At 45.1% G+C, this 19,880-nt stretch carries 17 protein-coding genes and 1 tRNA gene; 5 read left to right on the top strand and 13 right to left on the bottom strand.

Annotation, left to right across the window (positions count from 1 at the left end):
• Positions 1–41: 41 nt before the first annotated feature.
• On the top strand, positions 42–683 hold the full coding sequence (locus ACWJJX_RS09980; protein ID WP_071392221.1) for a cupin domain-containing protein: 642 nt from the start codon (positions 42–44) through the stop codon (positions 681–683).
• 67 nt (positions 684–750) lie between these two features.
• Here the strand turns inward: ACWJJX_RS09980 and ACWJJX_RS09975 are convergent, their stop codons facing one another.
• Together ACWJJX_RS09975 and ACWJJX_RS09970 are read right to left on the bottom strand one after the other, a co-directional pair.
• The gene (locus ACWJJX_RS09975; protein ID WP_454022947.1) at positions 751–1,071 is read right to left on the bottom strand and encodes a hypothetical protein; all 321 of its coding nucleotides are present in this window, start codon (positions 1,069–1,071) and stop codon (positions 751–753) included.
• 1,086 nt (positions 1,072–2,157) lie between these two features.
• On the bottom strand, positions 2,158–3,285 hold the full coding sequence (locus ACWJJX_RS09970; protein WP_377802808.1) for a response regulator aspartate phosphatase: 1,128 nt from the start codon (positions 3,283–3,285) through the stop codon (positions 2,158–2,160).
• 380 nt (positions 3,286–3,665) lie between these two features.
• Here ACWJJX_RS09970 and ACWJJX_RS09965 point away from each other — a divergent pair, with 380 nt between their 5' ends.
• Both ACWJJX_RS09965 and ACWJJX_RS09960 read left to right on the top strand, forming a co-directional pair.
• Positions 3,666–3,869, top strand: a complete 204-nt coding sequence (locus tag ACWJJX_RS09965) for a hypothetical protein (protein WP_107994259.1) — start codon at positions 3,666–3,668, stop codon at positions 3,867–3,869.
• A gap of 125 nt (positions 3,870–3,994) precedes the next feature.
• On the top strand, positions 3,995–4,510 hold the full coding sequence (locus ACWJJX_RS09960) for a hypothetical protein (RefSeq protein WP_156735702.1): 516 nt from the start codon (positions 3,995–3,997) through the stop codon (positions 4,508–4,510).
• 187 nt (positions 4,511–4,697) lie between these two features.
• Here the strand turns inward: ACWJJX_RS09960 and ACWJJX_RS09955 are convergent.
• The 3 genes from ACWJJX_RS09955 to ACWJJX_RS09945 all read right to left on the bottom strand — a co-directional run bounded on the left by ACWJJX_RS09955 (position 4,698) and on the right by ACWJJX_RS09945 (position 6,981).
• Positions 4,698–4,770, bottom strand: a tRNA-Ala gene (locus ACWJJX_RS09955).
• Positions 4,771–4,898: 128 nt separating this feature from the next.
• Positions 4,899–5,729 carry an undecaprenyl-diphosphate phosphatase gene (locus ACWJJX_RS09950; protein WP_044801954.1) on the bottom strand — a complete coding sequence of 277 codons (831 nt, stop codon included), beginning with the start codon at positions 5,727–5,729 and terminating at the stop codon, positions 4,899–4,901.
• Positions 5,730–5,820: 91 nt separating this feature from the next.
• Positions 5,821–6,981: an AI-2E family transporter gene (locus ACWJJX_RS09945; protein WP_014305691.1), complete on the bottom strand. Its 1,161-nt coding sequence runs from the start codon at positions 6,979–6,981 to the stop codon at positions 5,821–5,823.
• Between the two features lie 179 nt (positions 6,982–7,160).
• Here ACWJJX_RS09945 and ACWJJX_RS09940 point away from each other — a divergent pair, with 179 nt between their 5' ends.
• Positions 7,161–8,147: a Gfo/Idh/MocA family protein gene (locus ACWJJX_RS09940; protein ID WP_229154412.1), complete on the top strand. Its 987-nt coding sequence runs from the start codon at positions 7,161–7,163 to the stop codon at positions 8,145–8,147.
• Between the two features lie 31 nt (positions 8,148–8,178).
• Here the strand turns inward: ACWJJX_RS09940 and ACWJJX_RS09935 are convergent, their stop codons facing one another.
• The 5 genes from ACWJJX_RS09935 to tlpB (ACWJJX_RS09915) form a co-directional block, all read right to left on the bottom strand.
• Complete coding sequence (locus tag ACWJJX_RS09935) at positions 8,179–8,703, bottom strand: type 1 glutamine amidotransferase domain-containing protein (protein WP_003152143.1); 525 nt, start codon at positions 8,701–8,703, stop codon at positions 8,179–8,181.
• A 65-nt stretch (positions 8,704–8,768) separates the two neighbouring features.
• The gene (gene tlpB, locus ACWJJX_RS09930) at positions 8,769–10,775 is read right to left on the bottom strand and encodes a methyl-accepting chemotaxis protein TlpB (RefSeq protein WP_454022946.1); all 2,007 of its coding nucleotides are present in this window, start codon (positions 10,773–10,775) and stop codon (positions 8,769–8,771) included.
• Between the two features lie 115 nt (positions 10,776–10,890).
• Positions 10,891–12,876 carry a methyl-accepting chemotaxis protein TlpB gene (gene tlpB, locus ACWJJX_RS09925; RefSeq protein WP_454022945.1) on the bottom strand — a complete coding sequence of 662 codons (1,986 nt, stop codon included), beginning with the start codon at positions 12,874–12,876 and terminating at the stop codon, positions 10,891–10,893.
• 127 nt (positions 12,877–13,003) lie between these two features.
• The gene (gene tlpB, locus ACWJJX_RS09920; RefSeq protein ID WP_071392227.1) at positions 13,004–14,992 is read right to left on the bottom strand and encodes a methyl-accepting chemotaxis protein TlpB; all 1,989 of its coding nucleotides are present in this window, start codon (positions 14,990–14,992) and stop codon (positions 13,004–13,006) included.
• A 184-nt stretch (positions 14,993–15,176) separates the two neighbouring features.
• Positions 15,177–17,162, bottom strand: a complete 1,986-nt coding sequence (tlpB, locus tag ACWJJX_RS09915; protein ID WP_156735707.1) for a methyl-accepting chemotaxis protein TlpB — start codon at positions 17,160–17,162, stop codon at positions 15,177–15,179.
• 141 nt (positions 17,163–17,303) lie between these two features.
• On the opposite strand from tlpB (ACWJJX_RS09915), the gene ACWJJX_RS09910 reads away from it, so the two are divergent.
• Positions 17,304–18,041 (top strand): protein-glutamine gamma-glutamyltransferase, encoded by a 738-nt coding sequence (locus ACWJJX_RS09910; RefSeq protein WP_043867366.1) that lies wholly within the window; start codon positions 17,304–17,306, stop codon positions 18,039–18,041.
• A gap of 17 nt (positions 18,042–18,058) precedes the next feature.
• On the opposite strand, the gene ACWJJX_RS09905 is transcribed toward ACWJJX_RS09910, so the two are convergent.
• Genes ACWJJX_RS09905 through ACWJJX_RS09895 form a run of 3 tightly spaced genes read right to left on the bottom strand, consistent with a single transcriptional unit; the run spans position 18,059 to position 19,780 of the window.
• Positions 18,059–18,310, bottom strand: a complete 252-nt coding sequence (locus ACWJJX_RS09905; RefSeq protein ID WP_070082269.1) for a hypothetical protein — start codon at positions 18,308–18,310, stop codon at positions 18,059–18,061.
• A 25-nt stretch (positions 18,311–18,335) separates the two neighbouring features.
• Complete coding sequence (locus ACWJJX_RS09900; RefSeq protein ID WP_103526672.1) at positions 18,336–19,367, bottom strand: NAD(P)H-dependent flavin oxidoreductase; 1,032 nt, start codon at positions 19,365–19,367, stop codon at positions 18,336–18,338.
• The gene (locus ACWJJX_RS09895; protein WP_167860377.1) at positions 19,364–19,780 is read right to left on the bottom strand and encodes a secondary thiamine-phosphate synthase enzyme YjbQ; all 417 of its coding nucleotides are present in this window, start codon (positions 19,778–19,780) and stop codon (positions 19,364–19,366) included. Before ACWJJX_RS09895 ends, ACWJJX_RS09900 begins: the two co-directional genes overlap by 4 nt.
• Between the last annotated feature and the right edge of the window lie 100 nt (positions 19,781–19,880).

The raw sequence follows: 19,880 nt of genomic DNA, 5'->3' as shown, positions 1-19,880 counted from the left end.
TATTTGGGAATATACGTTTAAAGATGAAAGCGGGGGATTGCATGGTTTCCGATATCGATTACACGTCTCCGAATACACAGTTCACTTATGATGTGAATGAGAGCCGTTTTTTTACGAAAGATGCTCGGAACTTTATCAATGTATTGGGGATTAAACAGTTAAACACGCTTGAAAATATTTCATTATTAGATATCTTTCTGAGTAAAACAAATGTGATTGAACCGCATACCCATCAAAACGCCGCTGAATTGGTGTACTGTATTTCGGGTTCCGCGGTGGTGTCGATGCTGAATCCGTTCACCCAGAAAATACGTAATTACCCGATTACCCCCGGGCAAGTGGCGAATATTCCGCAGGGGTGGTGGCATTATGAAGTCGCCACTTCAGACAAAACCCATCTTTTGGCCATATTTGACGCCCCTTCGCCTGAAGTGATATACGGCTCGGATATTCTCCGTCTGACGCCGCCTGAGATCATGGCGCATACGTACTGTTTGAATGAGCATGAGTGGGAAAAAGCCGTTTCACCGATCCGGCAATCAACTGTGATAGGCCCCGATAAATACTGCGGACAGTCTGAAAACACGGGTATTCATGATATGAATAAGCCTTATCAGCCAAATACGCATTATCCGAATGATCCGTATCGGCATTATGTTCAGCCGTTCTATCGGGGGTATTAAATGGGAAACGGAGCGGCATTCAAGCTTTGACGAAAAAAGCCCCTCATTGGAGAGGGGCTCTTGATCATTACGGTCCGGTTCCGCAGCTTACTTTGTACTCGCCTTCGGACGATTTTTTTGAACAACATACGTGCGGCGTCTGTCCGGTTTCATCTTTCCAATTGAACCAATTTACATAATAAAGGTTCCCGGCCTCTCCGCCTCCTTCTTCTTTTTGAAGAATCGCAAAGTAGCTTTGATACGGATATCCTTTTTTATAAATGTCATGCCTGATGGCTCCTTTTTCTGAAGCAGACGTGAAGATGATGGGAGAAAGAGCCGGGAGCGCTGTTAAAAGAAGTGCCACTGCCGCTGACAGAGATAATATAAGATAGATTTTCTTTTTCATTTTCTCTCTTTCCTTTATTTTGAGTTGTTAGAAATGAAGCGGAACACAGAGGCTGCTGCAGAGGATTAAAAACTTATAAAGGTATGGAGCCAAGGGGCTCGCACCCCTGACCTCTAGCTGCCAGTGTGGAGATGCTTTTCTGATAGGAACAGACGTTTTGTTTCAAATCCTAATCTTTTATTTGGCTAAAAATGAATAAGCTGGTCCCAAAATAGGATAATAAATTAAAGGTTAATTTTCCACTAGACCTGCCATCAAAACGCCCATCACAATCAATAATAATAGTAAAAGTAAACAAAGTGCTAGGATAACAAAAGAAATATTCTTTGCAATTCCTTTAGGCGATTTGATTGCTAGAATACTCCCCACGACAATTCCTAGGCTTCCAAGCGCCCAATGAATATGAGGCAGAAAGCACAATCCGAATAAAAGGATGATAAGCGACACGAACCCAAAATACTTTCTCATTTCTCTCCTTTCTATTTTCCCTCCCTTAAATTGAAAAGAAAATTGAACTTATAAATATTGAGTGCCATATTTTTTAAATATTAGCATAGAATTATCGTTCGAGCTTTATGACGACGGATACATACGCGAGGTTATCTGCGCAGTTCATTACGGGACCACCTACGGAAGGAATTTCGTGTGAAGAACTTAAAGGGGGATACATTATTGTATTTGATTCTCTTTTATCCGTTGAGACTTATGAAGTTGGGAGATGATCAAATGACTGATTTTGAATGAAAAGTGCACCGGATTATCTTTAGATCCAATTCAGGAAGAACCCCTCCTTGGATGAATTGAAGAGAAAAACTGGCAAGGATGAACGCGCTATTCGGGAAACAGTGAAGAACCTCATGAGGCAGCGTATGCTGAAATGGGATAAGAATAAAAACAAGTGGATGTTTTAAAACAATATAATGAAGAAACAAAAAAGCCTTTTCCGAAGAAAAGACTTAAGCTGTTCAAGTTTGAAGGCGATCAGAAGCTACTTTGATTGTATCTTGTGCTTGTTTTTCTACTGAGCTCATACCCAACCCACATACTAAAGTCAATGACAGACCCAGGACGATGAAAATGCTCTTTTTAAAATTCATACTGGCACTCTCCCCTTTGAATTTGTGTTTGTGTATCAACCATTTTTTTATGATAAAAATAAGAATTCTCAAACTCCCTTGAATCTGCGTAAACAGATGCAGTTTCGCAAGCAATATCTTCAACATATGAGTAATTCTTATTCTTCTCCAGATACTCAATTGTTTCATTAACTCCCTGTTGATCCACTGCATCCACATAAAGAGCCTTCAGATACCCCTGTAGATTTTCGAAAAGCTTATCGCCTTGGTATACCGCGGCCGACAAACCTTTTTTGCTTACTTGGATACCCTCAGCCATTTTCCCTTGTTTAAAGAGGAATTTTGCATAAGAAAATAAAGAGTGCGGCAAGTTGCTCAGTTTTGCTTTTTCGGTTATCTCTACTGCTTGCCTTAAAAATATCTCAGCCTTTTCATAGTCGCCCCTATCTCCGAAATTTGTACCCAAATTATAAAGAGCAGAACTAATCAACCTCTTGTTATCTAACTCTTTTGATAAATCAAGAGCCTTTTCAAGATGCGGCTGACTCTTCTCATAACGCTTAAAATCAATATAATTCCCTGATATGACAAATAGACATTGAATTTTCCGGACCTTATACAACTCATACTGATCGTAAATATCGAGCGCTTGCTTTACGTGATGCATGGAGACGTGGCTTTGTTTCATACCGTAATATGCTTCAGCCAGTTTAAAATGAAACTCCGCTCTCTCAATTTCATCATGCACATGAACGAGTTGTTTTTCAGCCTCTCTATAAAAGCCGATCGCCTTTACATACTGCTTTTGATCAAATTCATACATGCCGCGGAAAAATAAAGAGTAATAGCACAGCAGGCCGGAAATTCCTTTATTTGATGCTTCGATTTTTTCCAGCAGCTCGTCAATTGTCGGTCTCACACGGGTAGTCACCGGTTCTAAATAATCCAGCATGAGCTGATGGCGGAATTTCATGAGGGTGTAGTAAATCAGTAGATACTCGTCTTCTTCCATCTCATTTATTTCTTGCTCCACTTCCGCTTTCAAAATCTCCGCATCCGGAACACTGAACTGACGTATCATTTTGTACCATTCATTAATTTTAACGCCTACCTCTGATGAAGGTAAAACAGAACTCACAAGGCCACTCCTCCTTTTATATAATATTCTAACATTTCCATAATATGTTTAGTCAAATAAACACAGTTTTTTGCGGTATACCGGAAAATGATCATGGTTTTGTTGAATAAAGGGAACATCATTTCTATACCATTAGACTTATTACAGATTACTTATTTTCACTTAAATGTTGGAAATGTCCTTTCAATTTGCGATAATAAAACTAATGTATGGGGAATATAAATGGGAGGGATTAAGGATGTATCATTTTAAAATGAGCATTACTTTATCACTCAAATGCTTTAAGCTCTATGAAAGTGTTTACTTTGGAATAGGTTTATAAGTAGACTCTCTACAAGTCTACTTTATTTTTTTCTCATAAATAAACGAGGTGAAAATCAATGGATGGTATAAAATTTTTGGAAAATGTGTCTCGACTCGGAGTAATCATTTTGGTGTTCTCCGGCTATGCTCTTTACTGGAAATTAGGTAAAACAAAAAGAGAGCGGGGGCTTACAAAATTTGAAACTTGTCTTAGGTTCTCTGTGATGTTCGGTATATTAGCTTGGGGTCTTTCGTTTCTTGCTTTGAATTTGTGGTCATAATCTTTTTTGTCGATATTTGACTTATCCTGTCTAAACAGATTAAAACTAGATAAATGCACCCTTATTTGGAAAAAAGTATGTTATTGTTTAGTTGCTTGTACAATTTTCCAAAAGGGGGAGTTATAATGTTGAAAAGATTGCTTTTTCTGGCGTCGGTTTTCTTTCTAGCTATCGCGACAATAGCACCAGCAGCTTCAGCAGCACAATTGAATCCTAAGGACGGTTTAGACGGCTTAACTGAAGAACAAATTGAAAAATCTGTTGCAGAAGTTGAGCACATCTTTACTAAAATTCTAGTTTTTGACAAAGAGACCGGCTATACAGTCAAAGAAGATGAGCTTGAAAAATCTCCTTATCCTCCTGCTCAAAAGGAGGGCATGATCGCTTTCGCTAATTATATGAATAAGGAATATAATTATACGGATGCCCACATCAGTAGTGTTCAAGGATGTTTAGAGGATGCACTTAACTTAAGTAAAGGTGCTTTGAATCAAGTTCAAAAAGCCATTGAAAAGGGCGAGTGGCTGACTGTTGTAGGATTTCTAGGAACTATAGGTTTAGCAATTTCCCCACCAGCAGTATTTGCATTCTTCCTGCTATGTGGTGCTCCAGTAGCAAAGATTGCTCCGAAAGAAAATTGATAAACAACAAAGCCGCCTTTAAAGGCGGCTTCTTCAATCCTAATTGAAGGCGAAAAGCAACTAAACTTCCTCAAAATAAATTTTTCGTCCCCAAATTGTCCCCAAATTGTCCCCAATTGCTTTTTTGGGCTATTGGCTCTGTTCCTGACAAATAAAAAAACCCTTATAGAATAAGGGTTTAAAGGTATGGAGCCAAGGGGGCTCGAACCCCTGACCTCTACGCTGCCAGCGTAGCGCTCTCCCAGCTGAGCTATGGCCCCGTGCTGTAACGTCATGTTTTATTATAGACGAGTCTTCTATGAATTTCAAGCAGAAAATTCAGTTTGCTCATATTTTCCTGAGACGTTTTTCGAACATAAAAAGAAGACCCTCCTGGGGGCCTCTTCGTTTATCGCACGAGCATGATTAAAATGATGCCGAGGATGACACGGTAAATGGCGAACGGGACAAGCTTAATCCGGTTAATGAGCCGAAGAAAAAATTTGACGACTAAGAGGGCGACGACAAAGGCGCAGATAAAGCCGACAAGAAAAAACGGAATCATGTCATAAGAAAGACTGCCCCAGTATTTCACCAGCTTCAGAAGGCTTGCGCCCGCCATAATCGGAATCGCCATAATAAATGTGAAGTCTGCGGCTGCCCGGTGATTCAAGCCGACAATGACACCTCCGGCAATCGTTGAGCCTGAGCGGGAAAATCCGGGCCATAAGGCGAGACACTGGAATAATCCGACACAGAAAGCCTGTTTGTAGGTGATTCTGTCCACCGTATCGATCGTTTCTTTCCTTTTATTGATCCAGTCCGCTATAAGCATAAGCACGGCTCCGGCAATTAATCCGTAAGCGACCGTTCTGACGGAGAATAAATAGCGGTCAATGAAATCCTCAAATAAAAAGCCGAGCACCGCTGCCGGAACAAGACCGACGGCGATTTGCGCGATGGTCAGCCTGTATCCCTTCTGCTGATCGCGCGTGACGTTTTTTTTGAGGCCGAGTAAATGTAATATCCGATCCTTAAACACAATGGCCACCGCCAGAATCGAACCGAGCTGAATCACCACTTTGAAGGAATTGGCGGCTTCCGGATTCATCAGGCTTCCGGATTTCAGCCAGATGTCATCCGCTATGATCATATGTCCCGTGGAAGAAACCGGCGCGTACTCCGTCAGCCCTTCCACGATTCCCAAAACGGCTGCTGTGAACATCTCCCATAGTGTCATCCCATTCTTCCCTTCATTCATCATTTACAAAAGAGAAGCTCTCCTTTGAAGGAAAGCCTGTCTTATAATAAATATCATGTCCGTTCCGATTTTATGACTTCGATACAGCATCATTTTTTTCTTCTTCATATAAATGCGAGCGCATTTTGAACCAATCAAACAGATGGGTCGTGACCACTTTGATGACCGCATACCCCGGGATGGCTAAAATAATGCCGACAACCCCGAACAGCTTTCCGGCAGTTAAAAGAACAAAGATGATGGTAATCGGATGAATGTGAAGATTTTTCCCCATGATCTGCGGCGAAATTAATTTCCCTTCCACGAGCTGGACAACGGTCCAGACAATCGCAAGTTTCAGCAGCATAAGAGGCGAAGTGACCAACGCGATAATAATCGCCGGCGTGATGGCAATGGTCGGCCCTAAATACGGAACAACGCTCGTACAAGCGGCAATGACCGCAAGCAGGGAAGCATAATCAAGTCCGATAATCAGATAGCCGATAAATAATAAAAACCCGATGCAGAAGCTGACGATGACCTGTCCTCTGATATAGGAGCTTAATCTGTGGTTCATTTCACTAAGCATCGTATACGTTTGTTCTTTCAGACGGGTGGGCACAAACTTTAAGATATAGATCGGCAGTTTTTTGCCGTCTTTCAGCAAATAGAACAGAATAAACGGCACGGTCACAATTGAAATAATCACTTCAGTCAGCGCGCCGATAAAATTCCCGACTCCGGTAAATGTGCTGTTTGCAATTGTCGCCGCCTGCGCCGATACTTTATTAGCAAGATCGGAAATGTTGATATTCATCGTCTTTTGCGCCTGATTTACAAAATCGCTTCCGATCAGGCTTTTCGTCTGATCTTCAACGATGTCCACATATTTCGGCAGGTTGTCGATCAGGCTCATGATCTGTTCCTTTAAAAACGGAATAATTGAAACGACCGTAATCGAAATCAGCCCTATAATAATGAGGTAAAGGAGCAGGATGGAATAGACTCTTTTCACTCTTATTTTTTCCAATATATCTACGATCGGATTAAGCAGATAATAAACAATTCCTGTCAAAATGACGGGGAGCGCAATCGTTTTGAGCAGGACGATAATGGGTGTGAAAATAAATGATGTCTTCATAAAGACAAGGATATTGAGACCGATGAGCAGCAATACAAGCAAAAACAAGACAAATTTATTGTCTAAGAAAAACTGTTTAAATCTGCCGCCCCATGTTTGCAATGTTTCCACTATTGTTCCTCCATCATATGTATTTTACTTAAATTGTACACTATCGTTCCTGTAATGAAAAATAATAACCGGTCTCTATGGGAATTTTTCCTATCTCTTTAGCTGGCAGCCTTTTTTCCATTTATGTTTCTCAGAAAAAAAGCTATAATGTAAGCCAATACATAGAAGGAGCGATAGCAATGATTCGATTTGCAACAGTCGGTACGAATTGGATTACAGAACGATTTCTGGAAGCGGCTTCTGCTATTGATGATTTTCAATTAACGGCGGTTTATTCCAGAACTGAAGAACGTGCGGCGGAATTCGCAGGCAAACACGGCGCTGCTCATTATTTCACCAGCCTGAAAGAAATGGCGGAAAGCAAAGCCTATGACGCGGTGTATCTCGCCAGCCCGAATGCATTTCACAAAGAGCAGGCGGTCCTTTTTATGGAACACGACAAGCATGTACTGTGCGAAAAACCGTTTGCGTCTAACGCAAGGGAAACGGATGAAATGATTCACGCAGCCAAAACGAACGGCGTTCTCTTGATGGAAGCCATGAAAACGACGTTCCTGCCGAACTTCAGCATGCTTCAACACCACTTACATAAAATCGGACCCGTCAGGAGATTCACGGCAAGCTACTGCCAATATTCATCACGATATGATGCATATAAAAACGGTACGGTGCTTAACGCGTTTAAGCCTGAATTATCGAACGGTTCGTTAATGGACATCGGCGTGTACTGCATTTATCCGGCCGTCGTCCTGTTCGGCAAACCGAAAAACGTCATTGCGACCGGTCATAAACTAGCATCCGGCGTTGACGGCGAAGGCACGGTCATTCTGTCATACGACGGATTTGAAGCGGTGCTGATGCATTCGAAAATCTCAAATTCGTTTGCCCCGGCGGAAATTCAGGGTGAAGACGGCACGATCGTTCTGGACAGCATTCACGGACCGGAACGGGCGGAAATCCGCTATCGTGACGGCCGGACGGAAGACATTTCAGTCCCTGATCTGAAACCTTCGATGTACTACGAAACGGCTGAATTCATCAATCTTCTTCGAAACGGACAGCGGGAGTCTTCCGAAAATACATTTGAACGTTCTTTCATTACGGCGAGCATTATGGAAGAAGCGAGAAAACAAATCGGAATCGTCTTTCCCGCCGATCAAAACTAAAAACATCCGCCCGGATTCGGGCGGATGTTTTTTATTTGGACGCTAACAGGTCAGCAAACGCTTTTGCATACTGCGGAAGGTCGGGCGGGCGGCGGCTTGATACAATGTGGCCGTCAGTTACGACAGCTTCATCCAGCCACTGTGCCCCTGCATTTGTCATGTCGTCTTTGATGCCGGGCGTGCTCGTTACTTTTTTTCCTGCAAGAATTCCGGCAGATATAAGCACCCAGCCCGCATGGCAGATCTGGCCGATCGGCTTTTTCTGCTCGTTCATCGTACGGATGATGTCCAAAACTTCGGGATATCTTCGCAGTTTGTCAGGAGCCCAGCCGCCAGGCACGAGCACGGCATCATACTCCTGAATAATCAGGCTCTTAAAATCGTAATCCGCCGTCGCGGGCACGCCGTATTTTCCTTTGTATGAACGGCCCGCTTCTTCTCCTATTAAATGAACGATCGCGCCTTCCTCTCTCAGCCGGTAGACGGGATACCAAAGCTCTAAGTCTTCAAAATCGTCACTGACAAGCGCTATGACTTTTTTGCCTTCTAATCTCATCACTGCCACTCCCTTCTTTTATATTAGTGTATCGCTTTTTTCAGATGAGGAAAAGAAACAGCTCGTTACAGCTGTTCTTCGTCTTCAGACTGAATCGTAAATTTCCGTGTGACCTGCTGCAGTTCTTCAGCCATATGCGCAAGCGTTTCGGCGGATGAACTGATTTCTTCCATGGAGGCCAGCTGCTCTTCAGCTGAGGCGGCGATGTCTTGAATGCCGGCGGACCCTTCTTTGGCGACTGAGGTAATGTCCTCCACTGCGTTTGTCACATTTTGCGACCCGGCTGCAAGCTGCTCAAGCGTTCCGTTCATCTGCTGCAAGGCGCCTGAAATCTGAGTCGTCATTTCTGAGATTTTTTTGAAGCTTTCGGCCGTTTGATCCGTAATATCGAGGCCTTCCTTCACATCTTGATTCACCGCTTGGAATACGGAAAGCGATGTGGCGATTTCTTTGACGATTTCCTGAATCAGCGTTTCGATTTCCTTCGCGGAGCCGGCGGATTGTACGGCAAGCTTTCTCACTTCTTCCGCAACGACGGAGAAGCCCCGCCCGTATTCGCCTGCTCTTGCCGCTTCAATGGCCGCGTTTAAGGCAAGCAGATTTGTTTGATCGGCAATGCCGTTAATAACGTTCAGAATGCTCTTAATGTCGTGCGACTTCGTTTCCAGCCCTTTTACGACCGCTTCCGCCTGCTGTACGGAACGATCAATTGTTTTCATCTGGCCGACCGTTTTCGCCACTAATTCTTCTCCGCTTCCGGCCGTTTCAGAGGTTTGGATGGCGGATTCAGTGATTTCTGCCGATACATTCGCCGTCTCGGCAATGCCGGCATTCATTTTGGAAAGATGATCAGCACTTTCTTCCAATTTCTCGCTTTGTGATTCGTTTCCGTTTGAGAATTGTTCAATCGCCAGAGTAATATGCTCTGTCGCCTTGCTTGTCTGTCCGGCGGATGCCGTCAGCTCTTCGGATGAAGAAGCGACATGTTCGACGGATGATTGGATGACGCCGATGACAGACCGGAGTGATGCCGACATCTCATTGAAGCTTTGGCTGAGCTGCCCGAATTCATTTTTTGACTTGATGTCAATGACTTCCGTTAAATCGCCGTCACTGATTTTAGCTGATGTCGAGACAAGTTTTTTGAGCGGTTTTGCAATCGAGCGAATGATAAAGAAGATTAAAATACCGCCGACGATAAGAGAAACCGCCAGGATGATCAGCGCCATTTTCATGACAGGCGAGGCTGCGTCATGGATCTCACTGACAAAAAATGTGCCGGCGATTTTCCAGCCCGTCAGTTTGTTTGTCGTGAAGGCCATTTTCTTCTGCTGTCCTTCAAACATGTATTCAAACGATCCGCTTGATTTGGAAAATACCTCTTTCGTCCACTCTCCGGAGCCTTCCGTTCCCGCTTTTATAGTCGGATGGGCGATGTATTTTTTATCCCCCGTTGTAATGAAGGCAAATCCTTTATGACCGATCTGGACGCGTTCGGAAGCGTTCAGCAGGTCGCCCAGATTAATATCAAGCGCCACAACGCCTGATCGGTCTTTTGTCTGCTGGGCAATCGTAACGACCGTCTGTCCGGTTGCAGCGTCTTTATAAGGCTCGGTAAACACCGGCTGTCCGCTTTTTTCAACCGCCTTTGTATACCACTCGCGCGTGAGCGGATTATAATCGGACGGCATGTCAGCGGACGGATATTTCACAAACGCTTTGTCGCGAGACGCGGCGTAAATTGACGCGACATCGCCATTTACGGTGACATACTGCTTCATATTGTCGAGCAGTACCGATTTATTTTTCGTGTTCAGTTTTTCCTTTGTGATTGATTCGCTGTAGTAGTCAATCGCTTTCAGCTTGCCTTCGAGCATGTTTTCCAGCACGCTGTTCAGTTCGCTGACATTTCCCTGGGCGCTGTGGGTCAGTTCTCTTTCTAATGTACTCCCCGCCGTTTGGTAGCTGAAGTAGGCGAGTATGCCGACCGGAAGCACCAATACGGCTAAAAATGCCGCGATCAGCGGCTTGCTGATGGATGGCTGTTTGATCCAATGTATCAGTTGTTTCATTTTTTCAGTCTCCTTCTTTGAAAAGCTAAATCTAATATCGTCAGATAGGACAAAAGATTTATTAAAAAAACTAAAAAAAACACCCAAACAGCACATTTGGGTGTTCTATGACCTATTAATCTATTTTAAATCGTTTCGTCATATCACGTAATTCTTCCGCCATCTGGGATAACGTTTCCGAAGACGAACTGATTTCTTCCATTGAAGCCAGCTGTTCTTCGGCAGAGGCCGCGATATCCTGAATGCTGGCGGAGCTTTCTTTTGCGATGGACGCGATTTGCTCAGAAGCTCCTGAAATCTGCTGTGATCCTGCTGTCAGCTGTTCTACCGTCGCATTCATATTTTGAATTTCTCCGGCGATCTGGTTCGTCATTTCAGAAATCCGTTTGAAGCTCGTTTCGGTCTGATTCGTAATATCCAGTCCGCTCTCCACCTCTTTATTGACCGATTGGAACATGCCGAGAGATGTATTGATTTCGTTGACGATTTCTATAATTAAGCTTTCGATTTCTTTCGCTGAATCGGCAGACTGGACCGCAAGTTTTCTGACCTCTTCGGCGACGACTGAGAAGCCCCGGCCGTATTCACCCGCACGCGCGGCTTCAATTGCCGCATTCAGCGCAAGAAGGTTTGTCTGATCAGCGATTCCGTTAATGACACCGAGAATGTTTGTAATGTCTTTTGATTTTGTCTCAAGTCCGCGCACCACTTGTTCAGCTTCTTTCACTGACCGGTCAATGACGTTCATTTGGCCGACCGTCTGGTGGACGAGCTTTCCGCCTGAATTGGCGACTTCCGCTGATGTGACGGAGGATTCGGTAATGACGGCAGATGCTTTCGCCATATCTTTAAGCCCGCTGTTCATTTGATAAATATGTTCCGCCGCGCTTTCGATATTTTCACTTTGGCTTTCATTTCCGTTAGAAAATTGTTCGATCGCCAGTGTGATATGTTCCGTTGCCTTGCTTGTCTGCTCCGCTGAAGCCGTCAGCTCCTCTGAGGAAGATGCGACGTTATTCACGGAATCCTGGATGGCATGGATGAGAGACCTGAGTGAAGCGGCCATATTGTTAAAGCTTTTGCCAAGCTCGCCTAATTCATCTTTTGACTGAATCTCGATCGTTTCTGTTAAATCGCCTTCACTGATCTGTTTCGATGATGTCACAAGCTGCTTGAGCGGTTTTGTGATTGAACGAATAATCATCACCATGACGATGGTTCCGATGACAATCGCTAATACGAGAACGAGCAGGGACAGATGAAGGATCGGCAAAGCCGCTTCATGAATTTCGTCCAGATACATCGTTCCGGTAATCTTCCAGCCTGTCAGCCCGTTCGTATCATAAGCCATTTTCTTTTCCTGGCCGTCGTATTTGTATTGAAAATCACCTTTTTTGCTGGTGAACAGCTGTTCAGCCCACTCCCCGTTTAGTACTGTGCCTGACGCACGGTTCGGGTGGGCGACCACTTTTTTGTCTTTCGTCAGGATAAAAGCGTAGCCGGATTTTCCGATGTTCACTTTCTTTGTCGTTTTCAGAAGCTCATCGATTTTCATATTGATGGCGACGACCCCTGAGCCGTCTTTCGTCTGCTGAACGACCGTCACGACCATCGTATTGGTGGAAGCCGTGCGGTAAGGATCTGTTACAACAACTTTCCCCTTATTTTCCACGGCCTTTTTATACCAGTCTCTTTCAAGCGGATTATATCCTTTAGGCATCTGCAGATCCGGATACCGTGTGAAATGTCCTTCCGTGTCACTCGTATAGATGGATTCCACGTCTTTATTAATCTTCATGTACTCTGTGAATTTATCGGTAATTTGCGATTGGTTTTTCGGCTTGTACCGATCCTTTGTGAGCCAGTCGCTGAAATATGCCGTTCCGTCTTCCTTTTGGCTGATGCTTGTGTTGATCATATCGTTAATCTGCTGCACATTATCTAGTGCGCTTCCCATCATCTGCCTGTCAAGCGTGCTTACCGCCGATTGATAGGCGATAAAAGCCAGCGTTGAAATAGGAAGAATGAGAATGGCCAAAAAAGAAATGAGCAGTTTTCTTGTAAGCGATCTCTGCTTGATGATTTGCACAATTTTTTTCATCTGCTATATCTCCTCTTGCGTGTTTACCCTTCATATCGGCAATTATGGGTAAATATACACATCCAAAAAGAAGAAATATAAAGAAACATACTTTTTACCTATTACAAAATTAGTCTTTTAGACTTAATTAAGAGTTTATCTTAAAACGCTTTGTCAGTTCGCGTAATTCTTCCGCCATTTTTTCCAGCGTGACGGCTGAGGAACTGATCTCCTCCATGGACGCAAGCTGCTCTTCAGCTGAAGCCGCGATGTCCTGTATGCCGGCCGCGCTTTGTCTGGAGACTGCCGCGATATCCTCTGAAGCGTTTGATACTTCCTGAGATCCGGCAGAAAGCTGTTCCACGGTTGCATTCATATTTTGCAGTTCACCGGCAATCTGATTTGTTTTAGCGGAAATGTCCCGGAAGCTTTTTTCCGTTTCGTCCGTTAACTGAAGTCCGCTTTTCACCTCGTGATTGACGGATTCCAGCATTCCGAGCGAAGTATGAATTTCTTTGACGATTTCATGAATTAAGGATTCGATTTCTTTCGCTGAATCGGCGGATTGGACGGCAAGCTTTCTCACTTCTTCGGCAACGACTGAAAAACCGCGTCCGTATTCTCCCGCTCTTGCCGCTTCAATGGCTGCATTTAAAGCAAGGAGATTCGTTTGATCGGCAATGCCGTTAATGACGCGCAAAATGCTGGTGATGTCCTGCGATTTGAGTTCAAGCCCTTGTACGACTTGCTCCGCTTTACTTACGGATTGGTCAATGGCGCCCATCTGGCCGGCTGTTTTCTTGACAAGCCGCTCACCGGCGCCGGATATCTCCGCCGATTCAATTGACGTTTCCGTCACCACGGCTGCCGCTTCCGCCAGATCGCTGAGCCCGTCTTTCATCTCATTCACTTGTGCTGTCGCTTTATCAATACTCTCACTTTGGTCTTCCGTTCCATTAGAAAACTGTTCAATCGCAAGGGTGATATGTTCCGTTGCTTTGCTCGTCTGCTCAGCTGAAGCCGTCAGCTCCTCTGAGGAAGAAGCGACATGTTCAACAGAGTCCTGAATTCCTTGAATAAGCGAACGGAGTGAATCTGTCATATGATTAAAACTTTTACCGAGCACGCCGAGCTCATCTTGAGAGCCGACATCAATGGTTTCCGTCAGATCCCCGCTGCTGATTTTTTCCGCTGAAGCTACGAGACGTTTTAACGGTTTGGTAATTGAGCGGATGACAAAATAAATGAAAATCATCCCTGCGGCGATGGCTATCGCCAATATGATAACGGCCAGAGTCAGAACCGGTCTTGCCGCATCCTTGATTTCATCCACGGACATGGTTCCGCTGATCTTCCAGCCCGTCGCTTCATTGGTCACGTACGCCATTTTTTTCGCTTTCCCGTTCAGCGTATATTCATAGTCGCCTTTTTGTCCGCTGTATAATGTATCAACCCATTTTCCCGATACCGCCGCGCCGGCTTTTTCATCACTGTAGGCAACGGCTTTTTTATTTTTGCTGAGGATAAAGGCGTATCCTTCTTTTCCGATGTTCACTTCTTTTGTCATCGTGATGAGATCGTCGATTTTTATATCAATGGCGACGACGCCTGATCCGTCTTGCGCCGCGCGGGCCATGGTGACGACCATCTTTTTGTTTGAGATGGACTCATAAGGGTCCGTGATGATGGTTTGGCCTTTATTCTCCATGGCTTCCTGATACCAGCTTCTTTCAAGCGGATTGAAATCGGCCGGCATATCGGCATGCGGATAACGGGTAAACGTTCCTTCCTTGCTGCTTGAAAATATGGCGGACGCTTTATCATTGCTTTCAATAAACTGTTTGAACCTTTCTTGCATTTCCGTTTGGTTTTTTTCTTTAAATTTAGCGCTTGTCGCCCATTCGCTGAAATATGCTGAGCTTTTTGTAAACATTCCGATCCGGTCATCAATCATATTGTTTAAGATTTGCACATTTCCTTCGGCGCTTTCCATCATTTGCTTTTCAACGGATGAAGCCGCCGAACGGTAGGCGCCGGCAGCCAATACTGCTACCGGAATAATTAAGATCAGTAAAAATGAAATAATAAGTTTTTTGGCTATTGATTTTCTGACGATTTTTTTTGCTGTTTTTTTCAATTTTGTAAACCTCTTTCAATCATTTACTGTTTATATCGGCCGACTCCCTTTTTATTACATTGAAAATTAAGTCATAAATGAAAAATAGTTCTATGTACTCCCTTTGTATGCAAGACTTTTTATTTAATTATCCGGCTGTCACTATAAAAAAGGACGCCTTCCACCTGGAAAGCGTCCTTTTTTACTAGTTGATTTTAAATTGTTTCGTTAATTCCCGCAGTTCTTCGGCCATTTGCGCCAACGTATCGGCGGATGTGCTGATTTCTTCCATTGATGCAAGCTGTTCTTCTGCGGATGCGGCAATATCCTGAATGCTTGCTGCGCTTTCCCGTGATACGTCCGCAATATCCGTCACTGCAGCTGAAACGTGCTGAGAGCTGTCTGACAGCTGTTCAACCGTGCCGTTCATCGATTGAAGCTTCTCGGCGATGTCGTTCGTCATGCCGAAGATATTCTGGAAGCTTTCTTTCGTGCGGTCCGTTACGGCAAGTCCTGATTGAACTTCTTCATTGACGGATGTAAACATGTGAAGCGATGTATTGATCTCAGCCGTGATTTCCTGAATGAGTTTTTCAATCTCTTTGGCAGAACCGGCGGATTGGACGGCAAGCTTTCTCACTTCTTCGGCTACTACTGAGAAGCCCCGCCCGTATTCACCCGCTCTTGCCGCTTCAATGGCTGCATTTAACGCAAGCAGGTTTGTCTGATCGGCAATACCGTTGATGACTCTTAAAATATGAGTGATGTCTTTTGATTTGGCCTCAAGGCCTTTTACAACCGCTTCCGCCTGCTGGACCGATTGATTGATGAGATTCATCTGCCCGACGGTTTGCTGCACATATTCTTCCCCGGTGCCGGCAGCTTCCTTCGATTGTTTAGATGCTTCCGTAATGGATGATGATGTGCGGGAAACGGCGGCGAGTCCGTCATTTATATGATTCAGCTTGGCTGAGCTTGAATCGACTTTTTCGCTTTGCTCTTCGTTCCCGTTTGAAAACTGCTCAATCGCCATTGTAATATGTTCCGTCGCTTTGCTTGTCTGCGAAGCTGAAGCGGTCAGCTCTTCCGATGACGCGGCCACGTTGTCGACAGAGTTTTGGATCGCGCTTATCAGTCCGCGCAGAGATTCTCCCATTTCATTAAAGCTCGCGCCGAGTTCGCCCAATTCATCTTTCGAGCGGATATCAATGGTTTCGGTCAAGTCTCCGCCGCTGATTTGTTTAGAAGAGCGGACAAGCCGTTTCAGCGGTGACGTAATGGATCTGACAATCAACAGAATTAAAATTCCCCCGATGATAATGGATGCTGCAAGGACGATCATCCCCATCGTCAGCACCGGTTGTGAGGCGTCTTTAATTTCGGTGAGCTCCATGCTCCCCTCTATTTTCCATCCGGTCAGTTTATTTGTCGTAAATGCCATTTTTTTATTTTGATCATCGAGCTGGTATGAAATAATGCCGCTGTCTTTGCTGTATACCTCATTCAGCCACGGGGTTGAAACTTTATCGCCCGGTTTGTGGTCTTTATGCGCGACATAGGTTTTATTTTTGGACGTGATAAACACGAATCCTTTTTGTCCGATTTTGATTCCCTGCATCTGCTTCAGCAGCTGGTCAATCGTAATATCCATGGCCACTACGCCTGTTCCGTCCTGCATCTGCTTTGCCACGGTAACGACCATGCTGCCGTCGCTTGCCGCGGTGTAAGGGTCGGTGACAACGAGCGTGCCGCCGGCCTTCACAGCGTCTTTATACCAAGTGCGTGTTCTCGGATCGTAATCGGCCGGAGTATTCTCCTTCGGCGCCTGTGCGTAGCTGCCGTCTTCCGTACCTCCGTAAATGCGGGCTACGTCCTTATGAATAGACGTGTATTGCCCGAACTTTTCTTCAAGAGCAGACATGTTTTTCTTTGAGAAGGATGACCCTTTTAACGTTTCGCTGAAAAATTCAATCGCCTTTGCTTTTGCGCCGATATCATTTGTAATGGTTGTGTTAAAAGATTCGATGTTATTTTTCGCGTTGCCTGAAATCTGATCATCCAGCGAATTGCTCGCCGTATGGTATGAACTGAATTCTAACACGAGAATCGGTATGATTAAGATCACGATAAATGAAATGATTAATTTACGTGAAATCGATGCCTTTGTGCACCAATTAATGAATTTTTTCATATTAAGCTGCTCCCTCAAGTGTGATACCTTATATATCGGCTCAGTCTTCACATTTTGTTAACATTTCCTCCTTTTTTATGACTTGATTTTCATTGCCCAAGCTTCCTGCATATCTTATAAAAAAAGATAGGGGGCGCGCAGATGATTATCATATCCGGCCAAGTGCTTCGGCCTCAGGACATCGCGAACTGGCAGACGGAAGAAAGCCTTGTTCCGTATATAAATGACCTGCTCAATTCTCCCGTACAATTCGATTACGGGTCGATTGCTGAACTGATGTTCGAGGTGCGGCTGCGCCGCCATATTGTGGAAGCCGCAAGAGAACTGCACGGATCAGGTGTGAAATTTGCAACTTTCGCCAAAACATACGGAAATACGGCTTATTGGAGACTGACGCCGGAAGGAGCCCTGGAGCTGAAGTACAGGATTCCCGCTTCAAAAGCGATTCGGGACATTATTGAAAACGGGGCGTTTTACGCATTTGAATGCGCTACCGCCATTGTTGTGATTTATTATCTGGCCGTCTTAAAGACAATCGGTGAAGAACGGTTTAACCGGCGTTTCCGGGATATCACTTTGTATGACTGGCACTATGAGCACCTGCCGATCTACACGGAAACCGGCAGCCACTTTTTACGGGGAGATTGTTTATATTTTAAAAATCCTGATTTTAACCCTGCAAAGGCTCAGTGGCGGGGAGAAAATGTCATTGTGATGGGGAATGATCAATATTTCGCCCATGGTCTCGGGATTCTGACCGCTGAACAAATCATCCAGAGATTGAATTCTTTAAGAAAAAAAAATGCCGTGCAGCCGGCTTATCTGCTTAACCAGGCAACAAGGCTTGATGCACCCGCGCTTTATCAGATCATGCATTAAAACAATCCCATCGTCTGTCATTGTGACGATGGGATGTGAAATGCTTTTCTTTTCCGGTAAAAAGCCGTCGTGCCGAGCGCTTGGTTTGCAGCCCATTCAAACTTCTCTAAATCATGGCGGGTGACGGCTCTGTCCCGTCTGCTCCATTTAATGGCGCGGACAAAGTAATACCCTTTAATCGGCGCCATGGTGACTTTGGAATGCGGAAAATCTTCAAAGACAAACTCAATAATCCCTCTTTTTTTATAGGACATTTGAAGAATCTTCATCATCCATCACCTCACGATTTCTGGATTATGATTCGCACAATCCGTCCAAAACGGTTTTCACGTCTGTCGGCCCTTCAAGTTTCGCGGCGGACTGGCCGGCCCATAAAGACATATACTCCGCGTCTCCTGATTGAGCCGCGTGCCCGCGCATCGGCTTTGTCAGCGTATTATGCAGCGGATAAGGCAGCGTTTTTCCCTCATCAGCTTCATATGTTTTCATGAACTGATTCACGATTCCCCGCGCCTGTTTTCCCGAAAACAGGGTGGTCAGCCGCGTATCGGCTCCTTTTGATTCGGCAATGGCTTTTTGGTATGCCGGTGAGGCGCTGCTTTCTTCACAAAGGAGAAACGGTGTTCCTACTTGAACGCCGTCCGCACCCAAACATCGGGCCGCCTGCACCCCGCGGCGGTCAAAAATGCCGCCTGCCGCAATCACCGGGATATCCAGCGCGTCTTTAGCCTGCGGAATCAGCGCCATAAGGCCGAGAGCCGGTTCTCCTTTAACCGGCAGAAACGACCCGCGATGCCCGCCGGCTTCTATTCCCTGAAGGATAACGGCGTCCATTCCCCGTTCTTCAAAAGCCTTCGCTTCCTCCGGCGTTGTCGCCGTGCCGAAAAGGAAACAACCGCTTTTCTTCAGCTTTTCCGCCGTTTCTTCCGGCGGCAGGCCGAAGGTGAATGAACACGCTTTGACTCCGTAACGGATCAGAAGCTCCGCTTTTTCCTCGAAATCATTCCATTCTTCTTTCAGATCAGAGAACGGCTTGGCGTCTTTTGCCCTCGGGATGCGGGCTTTCCATTTTTCAACGAGTTCCGCCTCAGGCATCTGTCTTTCTTCCGGGACGAAAAGATTTACTTGAAAGGAGCGGTCCGTCAGCTCTTTCATCTCGATAAGCTGTTTTTCAAGCGCTTGCGGGCTGACGTATCCTGAAGCGAGGCTTCCGAGCGCCCCTTCATTTGATACCGCCGAAGCCAGACGCGGCGTGACCAGCCCGCCGGCCATCGGGGCCTGAATGACGGGCTTTGTTAATGATAATGGACCCATCCACTCACTCATTTGTTTTCCTCCGTTTCAGCCTGTATTTTGATATAACATGTTCTGTTTCGCGGACCGTCAAATTCGCAAAAATAAACGCCCTGCCATGTTCCGAGTATCAGGCGCCCGTCTTCTATGATGACATGCTGAGAGGCGCCGGTTGTACTCGCTTTCATATGTGCCGCCGTATTTCCCTCCATATGCCGGTCCAGTTCGTGCTCCCACGGATACATTTCATCAAACCTTCTGAGCATATCCCTCTTCACATCCGGGTCGGCATTTTCATTGATGGTAATGCCGGCGGTGGTATGGGGACAGTATATGAGCGCCAAACCGTTTTTTACGCCTGTTTCGCGGAGAAACGATTCGGCTTCATGTGTGATGTCGATCATTTCATCCCTTTTGTTTGTTTGAATCTGCAATTTTTTCAGCATATGAATGCCTCCTTTCTTTTTCTCTTCCTTTCCCATATTCGTTTCTGTATTTGTCTTTTCCTGTCGGATCGCGATGATAAACGCAGATCACAAAAAACTT

Source organism: Bacillus sp. YH3-2-B2, assembly GCF_053663335.1.
The sequence above is the reverse complement of the archived record's forward strand: the minus strand, read 5'-3'. Positions and strand labels throughout refer to the sequence as shown.